The organism is Bacillus sp. RZ2MS9 (genome assembly GCF_001816185.2).
Classification (GTDB): Bacteria; Bacillota; Bacilli; order Bacillales; family Bacillaceae_G; genus Bacillus_A; species Bacillus_A cereus.
The window spans coordinates 12,501-27,500 of sequence record NZ_CP049978.1 but is presented as its reverse complement, the minus strand read 5'-3'; the positions used below and the strand labels follow the sequence as shown (position 1 = coordinate 27,500).

Below are 15,000 nucleotides of genomic sequence, written 5' to 3'. Positions count from 1 at the left end.
AATCGCACCACGTAACACATGATATACACCTTGATACTCTTTCATTTTTTCCATCGCGATTACATCTTTCGGTTCTTGTACGACACAAACAACTGATTGATCTCGATGTGAATCATTACAAATATAACAAGGATCACGATCAGTAATATGTCCGCATACAGAACAGTACGCTAAATCTCGCTTCGCATTTACAAGTGCTTTCGCGAAACCTAACACATCATCTTCTTTCATATCTAATACGAAAAATGCCAATCGAACCGCCGTTTTCGGTCCGATACCTGGCAACTTCATAAAACTATCGATTAGTTTTGATATTGGTTCTGGATAATGCATGTATCAATATCCTCCTAGAACATTCCACCTGGTAAGTTTAAACCTTTTGTAAATTTACCCATTGTAGAGTTTGAAAGCTCATCAGCCTTTTTAAGTGCATCATTTGTTGCAGCTAATACTAAGTCTTGTAGCATTTCGATATCTTCTGGATCTACAACTTCTTCTTTAATCTTCACTTCAAGAATTTGCTTGTGACCATTTGCGATAACTGTAATCATTCCGCCGCCAGCTGTACCTTCAACTGTTTTTTCACCAAGCTCTTCTTGTGCTTTCGCCATGTCCTTTTGCATCTTTTGCATTTGTTTCATCATGTTATTCATATTTCCCATTCCGCCACGCATCATAATTAATTCCTCCTAATTATTATTACTCTTTTATTTCAATGAGTTCTTGCCCTACTAATTTCACTGCCTCTTCTATAAGAGGATCTTCCTTTTTCTCTGGGCTTTCTTCAGACTCTCCACCTTCACGTTGTAAAAAGTCTTCACGGATTTTACCCCATTCACTTTTTGGAATGGCAATCATATTTAACCTTTTACTTAGCAATTCAAATAAAGCTTGTTCTACTGTATCCATAGCTTCTCGATTTTCGCTCGCCATCTTACAGTGAATCTCATATTGAAATGCTAAAACGTAAGTGTCATCTGAAGCTGCCACTGGTTCGCTATTTTCTAGTAAAACAGCAAACGCTACTTTGTTATATGATTTGAGTCTTCCTAACAACTCACCCCATACAGCTTTTAATTGTTCTAAATCTTGACGCTTCGCTTGTTTTAATACTTCATTTACACGTCCGACAGGAATCTTCATACTTCCTGTTCTTACCGGCTTTGGTGTTGCACGTGTCTCTCTTACTTCCTGTTGTACACCAGCTGGCACACCGTTCTTTTTAACTTGCTCTAACTCTTTCTCCAGTTGCTGCATCCTGTTCATAATTGCTTGCAAACGATCTGTACCATTTGCTTGCATCATAAACTGTTGACACAATTGCACCATAACAACTTCTAAGAAAATACGCGGATGATTTGTCCACTTCATTTCCTGTTGTCCCTTACTAAGGGTATGAATAATCTCATAGATCACTTCCGGTTGCATTTCTTCACTCAACTTACGGAATTGATCATCTACAATTACTCGTTCCAACATATGTTCTAGTTGCGGTGAAGTTTGATATAAAAGCATATCACGATAATAGTAAATGAAATCCTCCATAAAACGAACTGGATCCTTCCCTTTACTCATCATTTCATCTATGATTTGCAATGCTCTTGATACATCATTTTCACGTATGCATTCTACTAAATTGCCTAAGTATTGCTGAGAAACAGATCCTGTTACGGCCAATACATCTTCTGTCGTAACGGTCTCATCACTATAAGATATAGCCTGATCAATAAGACTAAGTGCGTCACGCATACCACCTTCAGCAGCACGCGCAACAATTTGTAATGCCTCATCTTCCACTTGCGTACCTTCATTTGTCACGACCGTTGATAATCTCTCAACAATATCATTCACTGATATTTTTCGGAATTCAAAACGCTGACAACGTGAAATAATTGTAGGCGGGATCTTATGAGGTTCTGTTGTCGCCAAAATAAAGATAACATGTCCTGGCGGCTCTTCTAAGGTTTTTAAAAGCGCATTGAATGCACCCATAGAAAGCATGTGAACTTCATCAATAATGTATACTTTATATTCTACAGCACTTGGAGCATATTTTACTTTATCTCTAATATCTCGAATTTCATCTACACCGTTATTTGAAGCCGCATCAATTTCTAATACATCTGAAATGGATCCTTGTGTAATTCCTAAACAAGAAGGACATTCATTACAAGGTTCAGCTACCGGAGCATGTTCACAGTTAATTGCTTTTGCAAATACTTTTGCAATTGTCGTTTTTCCTGTTCCCCTCGGGCCAGAAAATAAATAAGCATGTGAAACTTTCTCTTGAAGAAGGGCATTTTGCAACGTTTTTGTCACGTGCTTTTGACCGACTACATCTTCGAACTTTTGCGGTCTCCATGTTCGGTATAACGCTTGGTATGACACGAAAATACGGCCTCCCTCAAAGGTTATTATCTCATTTATTATAACCCATTCTGTTTATAGATTCCAAAAGTTATTTTCTATACAAAAAACTCACCTTTGTATTAAGGTGAGTTTTGTATACATATATAACTGCCGTGCACCCTCCGTCGATTACGTACCATAAGCGTTACTCAAGCAGTTAGCTCGGTTCAGGCACTCCTGCGGCACACGAGAAGACCCGCTTATTGCTGCTTCCTTCCGGACCTGACAAGGTTCACGGGGTCCCGTTGCGCAGGACCCAAACGTCAACACCACTTACTTAAGGCAGACCTTACAGCAACATAACCTCGAGAGGGGATTCGGCCTCGCTAGAGCGGATTGCGAGTATAGGGCACCGCTACCTCCCCGCTTAGCACGGCAAAGTTAAAACCAATATTCGGTTGCCTTCATTAAAGGCATTATCAGTATAACTTGTTTCTTTATAAAATGCAAATACGTTAGTTCTCAGTATTCTTCTCTAATTTTTTTATTGCTTTTCTTTTTTTACGAAGCTCTCTAAAAAAGCTTGTTAACAACGTACCGCATTCTTCCTCTAGTACACCAGATACTACTTCACATTGATGATTGAAGCGTTCATCCGTTAAAAGATTCATCAATGTCCCTGCACATCCGCCCTTCGGATCACTTGCACCATATACAACTCGCTTCACTCGTGATAAAACAATTCCACCTGCACACATTGGACAAGGTTCTAATGTTACATACAATGTTGCATCTTCTAAACGCCATGTCCCTAATTTTTTACACGCCTCATCTATCGCTAGCAACTCAGCATGAGCTATTGATCTCTGCTCAGTTTCCCTTAAATTATGGGCAACACTAATTACCTCACCATCTAACACTATAACTGCTCCAATTGGTACTTCCTGTATTTCCTCTGCCTTTTTAGCTTCTTCTATCGCTAATTGCATAAAATAAATATCTTGATCTTGTTCCATAACATAGTCCTTTCATTACAAATAAAGTACACTTATTTCCATTTACTACACAGGGGATAACTTTTACAAATTCAATCCACCCTAAAAGAAAAAAGAGAGGGGATTACATATGAAAAATACCGCCTTGCTCATTATCGATATGATTAATGACTTTCAATTTTCCCACGGACCCATTCTAGCTAAAAAATGTGAAATTATAACAAACCCTATTTTACAATTAAAGAAAAAAATGAAATCCTTCGGCTGTCCTATAATTTACGTTAATGACCATTATCAACTGTGGAGATCTGATATCGACCAACTTATTACTCATTGTACAAATGAATATAGCGAAAACATAATCCATAAGATTGCTCCAAGTTCTGATGATTACATTTTTATTAAACCACATTATTCCGCTTTTTATGAAACACCTTTAAATTCATTACTAGGTTATTTAAAAATAGAAAATCTAATACTAACAGGGATTGCCGGAAATATATGTATCCTATTTACAGCTAATGATGCTCATATGAGAAATTATACATTGTATGTACCAGAGGATTGTATCGCCTCTAACAACGACCAAGATAATATACATGCTTTAAAAATAATGGAAACTACATTGAAAGCAACTATAACATCATCAACCAAAATAAAATTTAATTAATACATATATCTATTTTCTAACTTTTTATATCAAATTAACCCGCTCGCTTCCCTCTTGTGCTACAATAATTCTGTTTTGTGTTTTTAGTAGTCACGGTAAATCACTGATTGAAAGGAGGAAACAGCGTGACCGGAGTACCATTTATCACGGTTGAAGGACCAATTGGTGTTGGAAAAACTTCACTTGCGAAGGAAATTTCAACTCACATGCAACTCCACTTACTAAAAGAGATTGTTGATGAAAATCCCTTTTTAGGAAAGTTCTATGAAGACATCGACGAATGGAGTTTTCAAACAGAGATGTTCTTTCTTTGTAATAGATACAAACAATTAGAAGACATTAACATAAAGTATTTGAATCAAAGGAAACCAGTAGTAGCGGATTACCATATCTTTAAAAATTTAATTTTTGCATCCCGCACATTAAAAGACTCCCAATATGACAAATACATGCAAATTTATCGTATCCTTACACAAGATATGCCTGTGCCAAATGTCATTGTTTATTTAACAGCTAGCCTAGAAACATTGCAAAAACGAATCGCCATGCGCGGAAGAGAATTTGAAAAAAACATGGATCCAAATTACTTACTACAGCTCACAAAAGATTATGAAACAGCAATGGATGCTTTTAAAAAAGATCATCCGGAAATACCAGTATTGAAATTTAATGGAGACGATATGGATTTTGTAAAAAATCCTGATGATTTAAACGTCATCCTATCTGCCCTTCAAAATACTCTCTTAAAGGAGTCGAAATAATAATGAATTTAAGGCAAAAATATGATATACCCAATGACGCAGTAATCACTATCGCCGGAACGGTAGGTGTGGGTAAATCAACTATGACAACTGCATTAGCTAATGCTTTAGGTTATCGCACATCATTTGAAAAAGTAGATTCCAATCCATATTTGGACAAGTTCTATGCGGACTTCACTCGTTGGAGCTTCCACCTACAAGTGTACTTTTTAGCAGAACGATTTAAGGAACAAAAAAGAATTTTTGAATATGGTGGCGGTTTTGTTCAAGATCGTTCCATTTACGAAGACACTGGAATTTTCGCAAAGATGCATCATGAAAAAGGAACAATGACGGAAACTGATTATGAAACATACAAAGGTTTATTTGACGCTATGGTCATGACTCCTTACTTCCCTCATCCAGACTTATTAATTTACTTAGAAGGTTCTTTCGATGATATTGTCGATCGTATTCAAGAACGCGGGCGCCCAATGGAACAGCAAACACCAATTGAGTACTGGAAAGAAATGCATGGACGTTATGAAAACTGGATTAACAACTTTAATTCATGCCCTGTATTACGCTTAAATATTAATGAGTACGATATTTTAAAAGATGGTGATTCAATCGAACCAATCATTAAAAAAATTGGCCATTTTTTAAAACAAACACGTAAACTTGTAAAATAAAAAACCCGTGCATATGCACGGGTTTTCCTATTAAATTACTTCTTCTTTGTTGGAGCAATAATTTCACTCTCAGGTTTTCCTGCGTTAATGCGCTGACGAACAGTACTTGTACTAATATCGTATGCTTCAGCAATCTCTTTAACAGTCATTTCTTTCCCGTTAATTACTGCCGTTAATACTTTACCTGTACGTTTTGGAGCCGCCGCTTTCTTTACAGCTGCTTTTTTAACTTGTTTTGGCGCCTCTACTTTACTCGTAGCTTGTTTTACATCACAAGTACAACCACAAAGTTTACGGAATGTATCATCACTAATAATGCGTGATACGTTTGCACCACTGTTTAAAATTCTATTGTTCTTACAGACAGGACATTGTACATAATATAAAGTTTTTCCATCTAAAGGAAACGTTTGTATAATAAGATCCATGTTGACTCCTTTCATATCTATGAAGATAATCATCGGAATATGAGTGTGTAATAAGGACAAAATTACCTTACACCATACTTTATGATTGGTTTTAAAATAAAAACTCGTTACGTGTTGGTAACGAGTTCTCCAATCTCCACTTATATGCGCTGTTGTCAATTATATCTGGAGGAGGTAGAGGGATTCGAACCCCCGCGCGACTCTCGCCGCCTGTCGGTTTTCAAGACCGATCCCTTCAGCCAGACTTGGGTATACCTCCATATTGACATCAAATATAATATCAAAAGAAAAACAGTTAGTCAACCCTACTAAAATAAATTATGAGGAAAGGAAAATTTTACTTTTCCCTTCCTACATTACAGTACTGACAACGCTCATAATTACCAATCACTCATACCGATGAATGTTTAAATTTACTTAATAACTGTTTTTCCTCCCATATAAGGGCGAAGAACTTCTGGAATTATAATTGTACCATCTTCTTGTTGGTAGTTCTCTAAAATAGCTGCAACCGTACGTCCGATTGCAAGACCAGATCCATTTAATGTATGAACATGTTCTGGTTTTCCATTTGGCTCACGGCGGAAACGGATATTTGCACGTCTCGCTTGGAAAGCTTCAAAATTACTACAAGAAGAAATTTCACGATATGTGCCATAGCTTGGAATCCATACTTCAATATCGTATTTCTTCGCTGCTGTAAATCCTAAATCGCCTGTGCACATGCTCATAACGCGATATGGCAACTCTAATAATTGTAACACGCGTTCTGCATCATTTGTTAATTTTTCTAATTCTTCATAAGAATCTTCTGGTTTTACGAACTTCACAAGCTCTACTTTATTGAACTGATGCTGGCGAATTAAACCACGTGTATCACGACCAGCTGAACCCGCTTCAGAACGGAAGCAAGAGCTAAATGCAGCATATCTTATAGGCAATTGCTCTTTATTTAAAATCTCATCACGATGCATATTCGTTACAGGTACTTCAGCTGTTGGAATTAAGAAGTAATCTTCACTTTCAATACGGAATGCATCTTCTTCAAACTTTGGAAGTTGTCCTGTTCCCGTCATACTTGCACGGTTTACCATATATGGAGGTAATACTTCTTCATATCCATGCTCATCAGTATGAAGATCAAGCATAAAGCTAATTAAAGCACGCTCTAATCTTGCACCAGCACCTTTGTAAAATACGAAGCGGCTTCCTGTTACTTTCCCAGCGCGTTCAAAATCTAAAATTCCTAAATCAGTAGCAAGATCCCAATGTGGTTTTGGCTCAAAAGTAAATTCTTTCACTTCTCCCCAAGTACGTGCTACTACATTATCATCCTCTGTTTCACCAACTGGAGCAGATTCATGAGGGATATTTGGAATAGATAACATTAATCTTTCTAAGTCTTCTTCAACTGTACGAAGTTCGTTATCAAGATCCTTTACTTTTTCTCCAACCTCACGCATTTCTAAAATTAGAGCCTCTGCATCTTTCTTTTCGCGCTTTAATACAGAAATTTGTTGAGATACTTCGTTACGTTTACTTTTTAATTCTTCTGTCTGAACAAGTAGCTCTCTTCTTCTCGTATCAAGTTCTTCAAAACGGCCGAAATCAGTTAAATCTTCGCCTCTATGCTGTAATTTCGCTTTTACTTCTTCAAAGTTTGTACGTAAAAATTTAATATCAAGCATTATATACTCCTCCTTTTATTTTATAAAACACAAAAAACTCCCGTCCCTATATAAAGGGACGGGAGTTAACCCGCGTTGCCACCCTAGTTGAAAGCATTACCGCTTTCCTCTCAAGTAGAAATAACGGCTCTTCACCGGGAATGCTTACTAATCCAAAAGATATTCCACATTCCATTCCAGGATGGATTCACAAACTGTTTCTATCGATTTCCACCAACCATCGACTCTCTATAAGAAACGACATTTGTTACTATTTCCTATCAACACGCTTATTTTATAAAATTGTTACCATCAATTTACTATAATCTTATACAAGTTGCAAGTTACTTATACAACTTTTTTCATTTTTGCTTCTTTTACCATTTCAACAAAGTATGCTGTCACACGATGATCATCTGTTAATTCCGGATGGAATGAAGCAGCTAAAAACTGATCTTGTCTTACCGCTACCATTCGGTCACCATGCTTAGAAAGCACTTCAACATTATCAGCTACTTCTACAACATACGGCGCACGGATAAATACACCAATGAAGTCTTCACCCACGCCTTCAATTGAAAGCGCAGCTTCAAAACTATCCTTTTGGCGTCCGAACGCATTGCGCTCAACTGTAATATCCATAGCACCAATATGTGCTTCTTCATAGCCAATAAGTGTTTTGGCAAGAAGAATCATCCCTGCACATGTACCAAACATTGGTTTACCAGACTTTGCAAATGTACGAAGTGGTTCCATGAAAGCATACTTATCAATAAGACGGCGCATTGTTGTACTTTCACCGCCTGGTAAAATAAGACCATCAATCTCTTCAAGTTGCTCTATACGCTTTACAACAACAGCTTCTGCACCACTTGCTTCAACTGATTTTACATGCTCACGAACTGCACCTTGAAGACCTAGTACACCGATTTTCACCATTTTAAAGTTCTCCTTTAATTACCATCCACGCTCTTGCATGCGTTGTTCTGGTAATAACGTTGAAATTTCGACACCCTTCATTGCATTACCTAATCCTTTAGAAAGGCTTGCAATTAGTTCGTAATCTTCATAATGAGTCGTTGCTTCAACGATTGCACGTGCAAATTTCTCTGGGTTTTCTGATTTGAAGATACCAGATCCAACAAATACCCCATCAGCACCAAGTTGCATCATTAATGCTGCATCTGCTGGTGTTGCTACACCACCTGCCGCAAAGTTTACAACTGGTAAGCGACCAAGACGTTTAATTTCAAGTAATACTTCGTAAGGAGCGCCAGTATTTTTTGCATATGTCATTAACTCATCTTCACGTAGACTCGCAACTTGACGGATTTCTGCATTGACTTGGCGCATATGACGCACTGCCTCTACAATGTTTCCTGTTCCTGGTTCACCTTTTGTACGAAGCATAGATGCACCTTCTGCAATACGACGTGCAGCTTCTCCGATATCACGGCAACCACATACAAATGGAACTGTGTAATCACGTTTATTTAAATGGTATACTTCATCAGCAGGAGTTAATACTTCACTCTCATCGATATAGTCTACCCCTAATGATTCTAATACACGTGCTTCTACAAGGTGACCGATACGGCATTTTGCCATAACCGGAATTGACACCGCACCCATAACTTCTTCAACAATTGTTGGGTCTGCCATACGAGAAACGCCACCTGCTGCACGAATATCTGCTGGTACACGCTCTAATGCCATAACGGCAACTGCGCCTGCCTCTTCTGCAATTTTTGCTTGTTCAGCGTTAACTACGTCCATAATAACGCCGCCTTTTTGCATTTCTGCCATTCCACGTTTTACACGTTCTGTCCCTGTTACATTTGTCATGTACAAAAACCCCCCTAGGTGAATTGCTTTCCCCCGTTAAAGGCGAAAATTAAGAATACTCTTACATTCTACCACTAACTATCAGATGCTTGTCTACTACTTTTTCATAAAGTCGGTATGAAAAATAGGAATAAAAAAAAGCTCCTATCATGAGGAGCTTTTAAAACCAACCTTTTACTGTATCAACAGCGCTATTCCACATGCCACTAAAGAATGAACCAATTCCGCGCATAGCACGAGTAAACCAGTTTGCTTCTTCTACTTCAGATGTTGTTACAAGATCCACTTGCAGTGACTTACCAGTTAAAAATCCAGGGTCGTTTGTATCTTTTGGCGTAATTACCATTTGACCAAGCGCAGCTCCCTTTTTAATAGGTGCTTCTTGTCCCTTACTTGATTCTTTTAATTCCGTTTTATAAACATCTTTACTTCCTTTTGGCACTGGAAGTGAAATTGCTTGTTTCGTTTGAACTGCTACATCTTTATCTTTCGCATTTTCTACTCGTACTGTTTCTTGTCCTTTTACTGAAGAACCTTTTTTATACATTTGTTTTACTTCAAAGTTAGCAAATCCATAATCATATAGCTTCTTTGTTTCATCAAAACGTGCTGTATGAGAACTTGTTTTAATAACTACAGAAATAAAACGCATTCCGTTTCTTTCAACCGTACCAGTGAAGCAATCTCCTGCTTCTGGAGTTGAGCCTGTTTTTAGGCCGTCTACGCCATCATATTCTTTAACTAAGCCCTTTAACATCCAGTTCCAGTTCGACATTGCAAACTTCTCTTTTTCTGGACGGAATTCTTTTTTAGGGATTTTTGCTGTATCTAACACTTTTGGATAATCTTTAATTAAATGTTGTGCTAAAGTTGCAACATCCTTTGCAGACATTTTATTTTCTTCATCCGCTGTTGTTCCTTCAGGATGCATTCCCTTTAAATCTTTATTCGTTAAACCTGTAGAATTGACAAATTTATAATTTTTCAACCCTAGTTCTTTCGATTTATCATTCATCATTTTTACGAAGTCTACTTCTTTACCTGCAATTGCTTCTGCTAATGCAATTGTTGCACCATTTGCAGAAAAGATTGCCATTGCCTCGTATAACTCTTTTACTGTATAAGAGCCACCATTTTCTAATGCAACATTTGATAATGAAGCATCTTGTGAAACCTTATATGCATATTCAGAAACCTTAATTTTCTGGTCCCACTTAAGTTTTCCTTTATCCACTGCTTCGTGAACTAAATATTCACTCATCATCTTTGTCATACTAGCAATGGATAATAATTCATCTGCATTCTTTTGATATAAAATTTTCCCAGAATTCGCTTCTACTAAAATTGCCGCACCTGCTTCAATGTTTAAAGCGGCTCCTGTTTCAGCTGATGCATTGCTATATGGCATAAAAATGCTACAAGCTAGTGTAAGCACTGTTACCAAAGCAATGAATCTTTTGCAAAACATACCTTTCACTTTTGCTACCCCCAATATCTATGTACTCACATAACCGTTATTCTAACATAATCAAAAAAAAATAGACAGAGATATCAAATCTCTGTCTATTTGTATATAAGACATTATAATGAGTAGTTTGGAGCCTCTTTTGTAATTTGTACGTGATGAGGATGACTTTCACGTAAGCCAGCACCTGACATACGAATGAATTGTGCGTTTTCGCGTAAGAATTCTAAATCCTGTGCTCCGCAATATCCCATACCTGCACGTAAGCCACCAACTAATTGGTGAACTGTATCTGCTAAAGGTCCTTTATATGGTACTCGTCCTTCAATACCTTCTGGGACAAGTTTTTTATTGCCTTCTTGGAAGTAACGATCTTTACTTCCTTTTTCCATCGCACCGACAGAACCCATACCACGATACACTTTAAATTGACGACCTTGGTAAATTTCAGTTTCTCCAGGGCTTTCTGCAACACCTGCAAACATGCTACCTAGCATAACAACATGTGCTCCTGCCGCTAAAGCTTTCACCATATCACCAGAGTACTTAATACCGCCATCAGCAATAACTGGAATGCCGTGTTTACGAGCTTCTGTTGCACAATCATAAACCGCAGTTAATTGTGGTACACCAACACCGGCTACAACGCGTGTTGTACAAATAGAACCTGGTCCAATACCAACTTTAACTACGTTTGCACCAGCTTCAATTAGTGCTTTCGTTGCTTCAGCAGTAGCAACATTTCCAGCGATAATATTTAGTGATGGATATTTAGCACGAACTTCTTTTACCTTATCAATAACACCTTTAGAATGCCCATGTGCTGTATCAAGTACAATTGCATCTACACTAGCTTTTACCAATGCATCGATGCGAAGCATAGCATCCGCTGTTACACCAACTGCTGCTCCAACTAATAAGCGTCCTTGCTTATCTTTAGCAGAGTTTGGGAATTCAATTACTTTTTCAATATCTTTTATTGTAATAAGCCCTTGTAATACACCGTTATTATCAACAAGAGGGAGTTTTTCAATTTTATACTTTTGTAGGATCTTTTCAGCTTCTTCCAGTGTAGTACCAACTGGAGCTGTAATTAATTGTTCTTTTGTCATTACGTCAGAAATTTTGATTGAGTAGTCTTGGATGAAGCGCATATCACGGTTTGTAATAATACCAACTAATTTTCGCTCATCTAAATTATTTACAACCGGTACACCTGAGATACGATATTTTCCCATAAGATGTTCTGCATCATATACTTGATGTTCTGGAGTTAAGAAGAAAGGGTCTGAAATAACGCCGCTTTCAGAGCGCTTTACTTTATCAACTTGCTCTGCTTGTTGCTCAATAGACATATTCTTATGAATAATTCCTAAACCACCCTGGCGAGCCATTGCAATAGCCATGTCAGCTTCTGTTACTGTATCCATTCCTGCACTAATTAACGGGATGTTTAGCTGTAAGCTTTCAGATAAAACTGTTTTAACACTTACTTCTCTTGGTAATATATCTGACCTAGCTGGTACAAGTAATACATCATCAAAAGTCAAACCTTCTTTAACAAATTTAGATTCCCACATAATTGTTCCCCCTATGATACCAGAAATTATTATTAGTAGCTTATCAATTGGTTAAAATACTGTCAAGGACGTATATATATGTTAGAATTTTTAGACAATAAAAGGAGCGTAATATATGCATCAAACATCTTGTACTTGGCAGCAGTTAAGTTTCTTTTTTTCATCTCAAAACGTACAACGTTATCTTGCCCGTTGTTACGAAAAATCCTCTATTCAGGATGCCGAAAAAAAAAGTTTTGAAAATTGTTATCCCTTTATTTATTACTTAGAACACGGAAAAAATTATTATGAATTATATAAGACAGCTCCATTTTCCATTCAACCAATGTTGTTATTTTATGGAATTAGTCAACTTTTTAAAGCATGCCTACTAACTATTGACCCTAACTATCCTGAATCCACTACTGTTTTAGCTCATGGCGTTACAACTCGCAAACGAAAAAAACAAGGGTATCAATTTTTAGAAGATGAGGTGAAGGTACAAAAAAACGGATTATTTACTCATGTTGCAGAACAACTGTTTCACATGAAACACTTAGAAGCAGAAAAATTTAACATGTTAGAATTAATGGGAAATATTCCAGAATTACAAAATTTATTTCGTTATAGTCAAAAAGGATCAACTTTATATAAAATCGATTCAACAATTAAAAATGAGCTCTCCTTTTCAGTCAACCTACTAGATCGATTACATATGACTAAAGAGAGGTTTTCTCGTTACATTGAAACATCTTGTAAGCATTTATCAATACAGCACGTACCTGAGAAGACTAATCAATCAAATTTACTTTTTACAGCGCCCATTCAATCATGGAATCCTATGTATAGTACTCCTTTATACTATGAACATCTTACTAATACTTATTATTTGCCACTTACGACTGATCCTAGAAATCCTAAGCCAATATTACCTGAACTCCTCATTCATTATTTATTGCTCTATAATTTAAGCATGATTTCTAGGTATGAAACAGATTGGTGGTATGACTTACTTGGCAGTTATAGTTCTGAAGATTATCCATTTATTTATCAATTTCTAAGTATTTCTGCTCAAAAAATCCCTTACTATATTTCAAATTTTTTATTAATGGAACCAAATCTATTTCATGGGAAATAAAAAAACACAAGTCAAATGACTTGTGTTTTTAGTTGCTTGGCGACGTCCTACTCTCACAGGGACAAGGTCCCAACTACCATCGGCGCTAGAGAGCTTAACTTCCGTGTTCGGTATGGGAACGGGTGTGACCTCTCTGCCATCATCACCAAACTATGAAGGCATATTCCTTCAAAACTAGATAACATTTGCTACATATTATATGGTTAAGTCCTCGATCTATTAGTATTCGTCAGCTCCACATGTCACCATGCTTCCACCTCGAACCTATCAACCTGATCATCTTTCAGGGATCTTACTAGCTTACGCTATGGGAAATCTCATCTTGAGGGGGGCTTCATGCTTAGATGCTTTCAGCACTTATCCCTTCCGCACATAGCTACCCAGCTATGCCCTTGGCAGAACAACTGGTACACCAGCGGTGCGTCCATCCCGGTCCTCTCGTACTAAGGACAGCTCCTCTCAAATTTCCTACGCCCACGACGGATAGGGACCGAACTGTCTCACGACGTTCTGAACCCAGCTCGCGTACCGCTTTAATGGGCGAACAGCCCAACCCTTGGGACCGACTACAGCCCCAGGATGCGATGAGCCGACATCGAGGTGCCAAACCTCCCCGTCGATGTGGACTCTTGGGGGAGATAAGCCTGTTATCCCCGGGGTAGCTTTTATCCGTTGAGCGATGGCCCTTCCATGCGGAACCACCGGATCACTAAGCCCGACTTTCGTCCCTGCTCGACTTGTAGGTCTCGCAGTCAAGCTCCCTTATGCCTTTGCACTCTACGAATGATTTCCAACCATTCTGAGGGAACCTTTGGGCGCCTCCGTTACACTTTAGGAGGCGACCGCCCCAGTCAAACTGCCCACCTGACACTGTCTCCCGGGTCGATAAGACCCGTAGGTTAGAATTTCAATACAGTCAGGGCGGTATCCCACCAGCGCCTCCACCGAAGCTAGCGCTCCGGTTTCAATGGCTCCCGCCTATCCTGTACAAACTGTACCAAAATTCAATATCAGGCTACAGTAAAGCTCCACGGGGTCTTTCCGTCCTGTCGCGGGTAACCTGCATCTTCACAGGTACTATAATTTCACCGAGTCTCTGGTTGAGACAGTGCCCAAATCGTTACACCTTTCGTGCGGGTCGGAACTTACCCGACAAGGAATTTCGCTACCTTAGGACCGTTATAGTTACGGCCGCCGTTTACTGGGGCTTCAGTTCAGAGCTTCGCTTACGCTAACCCCTCTCCTTAACCTTCCAGCACCGGGCAGGTGTCACCCCCTATACTTCGCCTTACGGCTTCGCAGAGAGCTGTGTTTTTGCTAAACAGTCGCTTGGGCCTATTCACTGCGGCTTTCCGTTAAGAAAGCACCCCTTCTCCCGAAGTTACGGGGTCATTTTGCCGAGTTCCTTAACCAGAGTTCTCTCGCACACCTTAGGATTCTCTCCTCGCCTAC

General features: G+C 38.5%; 14 protein-coding genes, 1 tRNA gene, 2 rRNA genes, 1 other RNA gene and 1 other annotated feature (2 of these 19 running past the window's edge). Of the genes, 4 read left to right on the top strand and 14 right to left on the bottom strand.

Annotated elements, in window-relative coordinates:
- From recR to tadA, 5 genes are all read right to left on the bottom strand, one after another.
- Positions 1-333, bottom strand: partial view of a recombination protein RecR gene (gene recR / locus BHV55_RS00135; protein ID WP_000559169.1) — the 5' portion only. It extends 264 nt beyond the left edge of the window; the window shows 333 of its 597 coding nt (coding positions 1-333); it begins with the start codon at positions 331-333; its stop codon lies beyond the left edge, outside the window.
- 14 nt (positions 334-347) lie between these two features.
- Entirely contained in the window at positions 348-674 is a 327-nt protein-coding gene (locus BHV55_RS00130; protein WP_014894853.1) for a YbaB/EbfC family nucleoid-associated protein, read from the bottom strand.
- Between the two features lie 25 nt (positions 675-699).
- Entirely contained in the window at positions 700-2,388 is a 1,689-nt protein-coding gene (gene dnaX, locus BHV55_RS00125) for a DNA polymerase III subunit gamma/tau (protein ID WP_000121575.1), read from the bottom strand.
- Between the two features lie 132 nt (positions 2,389-2,520).
- Positions 2,521-2,785: signal recognition particle sRNA large type (gene ffs, locus BHV55_RS00120), an RNA gene on the bottom strand.
- 79 nt (positions 2,786-2,864) lie between these two features.
- On the bottom strand, positions 2,865-3,365 hold the full coding sequence (tadA, locus tag BHV55_RS00115) for a tRNA adenosine(34) deaminase TadA (RefSeq protein ID WP_048568255.1): 501 nt from the start codon (positions 3,363-3,365) through the stop codon (positions 2,865-2,867).
- 109 nt (positions 3,366-3,474) lie between these two features.
- Here tadA and BHV55_RS00110 point away from each other — a divergent pair, with 109 nt between their 5' ends.
- The 3 genes from BHV55_RS00110 to BHV55_RS00100 all read left to right on the top strand — a co-directional run bounded on the left by BHV55_RS00110 (position 3,475) and on the right by BHV55_RS00100 (position 5,446).
- Positions 3,475-4,014, top strand: coding sequence for a cysteine hydrolase family protein (locus BHV55_RS00110; RefSeq protein ID WP_070757068.1), 540 nt, complete (start codon positions 3,475-3,477; stop codon positions 4,012-4,014).
- Between the two features lie 125 nt (positions 4,015-4,139).
- Positions 4,140-4,775: a deoxynucleoside kinase gene (locus tag BHV55_RS00105; RefSeq protein ID WP_000148218.1), complete on the top strand. Its 636-nt coding sequence runs from the start codon at positions 4,140-4,142 to the stop codon at positions 4,773-4,775.
- 2 nt (positions 4,776-4,777) lie between these two features.
- Positions 4,778-5,446 (top strand): deoxynucleoside kinase, encoded by a 669-nt coding sequence (locus BHV55_RS00100; RefSeq protein WP_001053585.1) that lies wholly within the window; start codon positions 4,778-4,780, stop codon positions 5,444-5,446.
- Between the two features lie 35 nt (positions 5,447-5,481).
- Here the strand turns inward: BHV55_RS00100 and BHV55_RS00095 are convergent, their stop codons facing one another.
- The 7 genes from BHV55_RS00095 to guaB all read right to left on the bottom strand — a co-directional run bounded on the left by BHV55_RS00095 (position 5,482) and on the right by guaB (position 12,431).
- Positions 5,482-5,874 (bottom strand): sigma factor-like helix-turn-helix DNA-binding protein, encoded by a 393-nt coding sequence (locus tag BHV55_RS00095; protein ID WP_000364196.1) that lies wholly within the window; start codon positions 5,872-5,874, stop codon positions 5,482-5,484.
- A gap of 166 nt (positions 5,875-6,040) precedes the next feature.
- Positions 6,041-6,133: transfer RNA gene (locus tag BHV55_RS00090), tRNA-Ser, on the bottom strand.
- A gap of 154 nt (positions 6,134-6,287) precedes the next feature.
- Positions 6,288-7,562, bottom strand: coding sequence for a serine--tRNA ligase (serS, locus tag BHV55_RS00085; protein ID WP_000884186.1), 1,275 nt, complete (start codon positions 7,560-7,562; stop codon positions 6,288-6,290).
- Positions 7,563-7,613: 51 nt separating this feature from the next.
- Positions 7,614-7,835, bottom strand: a binding site (T-box leader).
- A gap of 54 nt (positions 7,836-7,889) precedes the next feature.
- Complete coding sequence (gene pdxT / locus BHV55_RS00080; protein ID WP_000238783.1) at positions 7,890-8,480, bottom strand: pyridoxal 5'-phosphate synthase glutaminase subunit PdxT; 591 nt, start codon at positions 8,478-8,480, stop codon at positions 7,890-7,892.
- An 18-nt stretch (positions 8,481-8,498) separates the two neighbouring features.
- On the bottom strand, positions 8,499-9,386 hold the full coding sequence (pdxS, locus tag BHV55_RS00075; protein ID WP_000186165.1) for a pyridoxal 5'-phosphate synthase lyase subunit PdxS: 888 nt from the start codon (positions 9,384-9,386) through the stop codon (positions 8,499-8,501).
- Between the two features lie 160 nt (positions 9,387-9,546).
- Entirely contained in the window at positions 9,547-10,854 is a 1,308-nt protein-coding gene (gene dacA / locus BHV55_RS00070; RefSeq protein ID WP_125653127.1) for a D-alanyl-D-alanine carboxypeptidase DacA, read from the bottom strand.
- A 113-nt stretch (positions 10,855-10,967) separates the two neighbouring features.
- Entirely contained in the window at positions 10,968-12,431 is a 1,464-nt protein-coding gene (guaB, locus tag BHV55_RS00065; RefSeq protein WP_000264088.1) for an IMP dehydrogenase, read from the bottom strand.
- A gap of 115 nt (positions 12,432-12,546) precedes the next feature.
- Here guaB and BHV55_RS00060 point away from each other — a divergent pair, with 115 nt between their 5' ends.
- Positions 12,547-13,548, top strand: coding sequence for a YaaC family protein (locus BHV55_RS00060; RefSeq protein WP_000554291.1), 1,002 nt, complete (start codon positions 12,547-12,549; stop codon positions 13,546-13,548).
- Between the two features lie 34 nt (positions 13,549-13,582).
- On the opposite strand, the gene rrf is transcribed toward BHV55_RS00060, so the two are convergent.
- Positions 13,583-13,698 (bottom strand): 5S ribosomal RNA (gene rrf, locus BHV55_RS00055).
- A gap of 49 nt (positions 13,699-13,747) precedes the next feature.
- Positions 13,748-15,000: ribosomal RNA gene (locus BHV55_RS00050) — 23S ribosomal RNA — on the bottom strand; it runs 1,669 nt beyond the window's last position.

What these genes read in the sequence shown, in the direction of transcription:
- BHV55_RS00130 (WP_014894853.1), bottom strand. Translation starts at nt 674, where the DNA reads ATGCGTGGCGGAATGGGAAATATGAATAACATGATGAAACAAATGCAA.
- tadA (WP_048568255.1), bottom strand. Translation starts at nt 3,365, where the DNA reads ATGGAACAAGATCAAGATATTTATTTTATGCAATTAGCGATAGAAGAA.
- BHV55_RS00110 (WP_070757068.1), top strand. Translation starts at nt 3,475, where the DNA reads ATGAAAAATACCGCCTTGCTCATTATCGATATGATTAATGACTTTCAA.
- BHV55_RS00100 (WP_001053585.1), top strand. Translation starts at nt 4,778, where the DNA reads ATGAATTTAAGGCAAAAATATGATATACCCAATGACGCAGTAATCACT.
- BHV55_RS00095 (WP_000364196.1), bottom strand. Translation starts at nt 5,874, where the DNA reads ATGGATCTTATTATACAAACGTTTCCTTTAGATGGAAAAACTTTATAT.
- serS (WP_000884186.1), bottom strand. Translation starts at nt 7,562, where the DNA reads ATGCTTGATATTAAATTTTTACGTACAAACTTTGAAGAAGTAAAAGCG.
- pdxT (WP_000238783.1), bottom strand. Translation starts at nt 8,480, where the DNA reads ATGGTGAAAATCGGTGTACTAGGTCTTCAAGGTGCAGTTCGTGAGCAT.
- pdxS (WP_000186165.1), bottom strand. Translation starts at nt 9,386, where the DNA reads ATGACAAATGTAACAGGGACAGAACGTGTAAAACGTGGAATGGCAGAA.
- dacA (WP_125653127.1), bottom strand. Translation starts at nt 10,854, where the DNA reads ATGTTTTGCAAAAGATTCATTGCTTTGGTAACAGTGCTTACACTAGCT.
- guaB (WP_000264088.1), bottom strand. Translation starts at nt 12,431, where the DNA reads ATGTGGGAATCTAAATTTGTTAAAGAAGGTTTGACTTTTGATGATGTA.
- BHV55_RS00060 (WP_000554291.1), top strand. Translation starts at nt 12,547, where the DNA reads ATGCATCAAACATCTTGTACTTGGCAGCAGTTAAGTTTCTTTTTTTCA.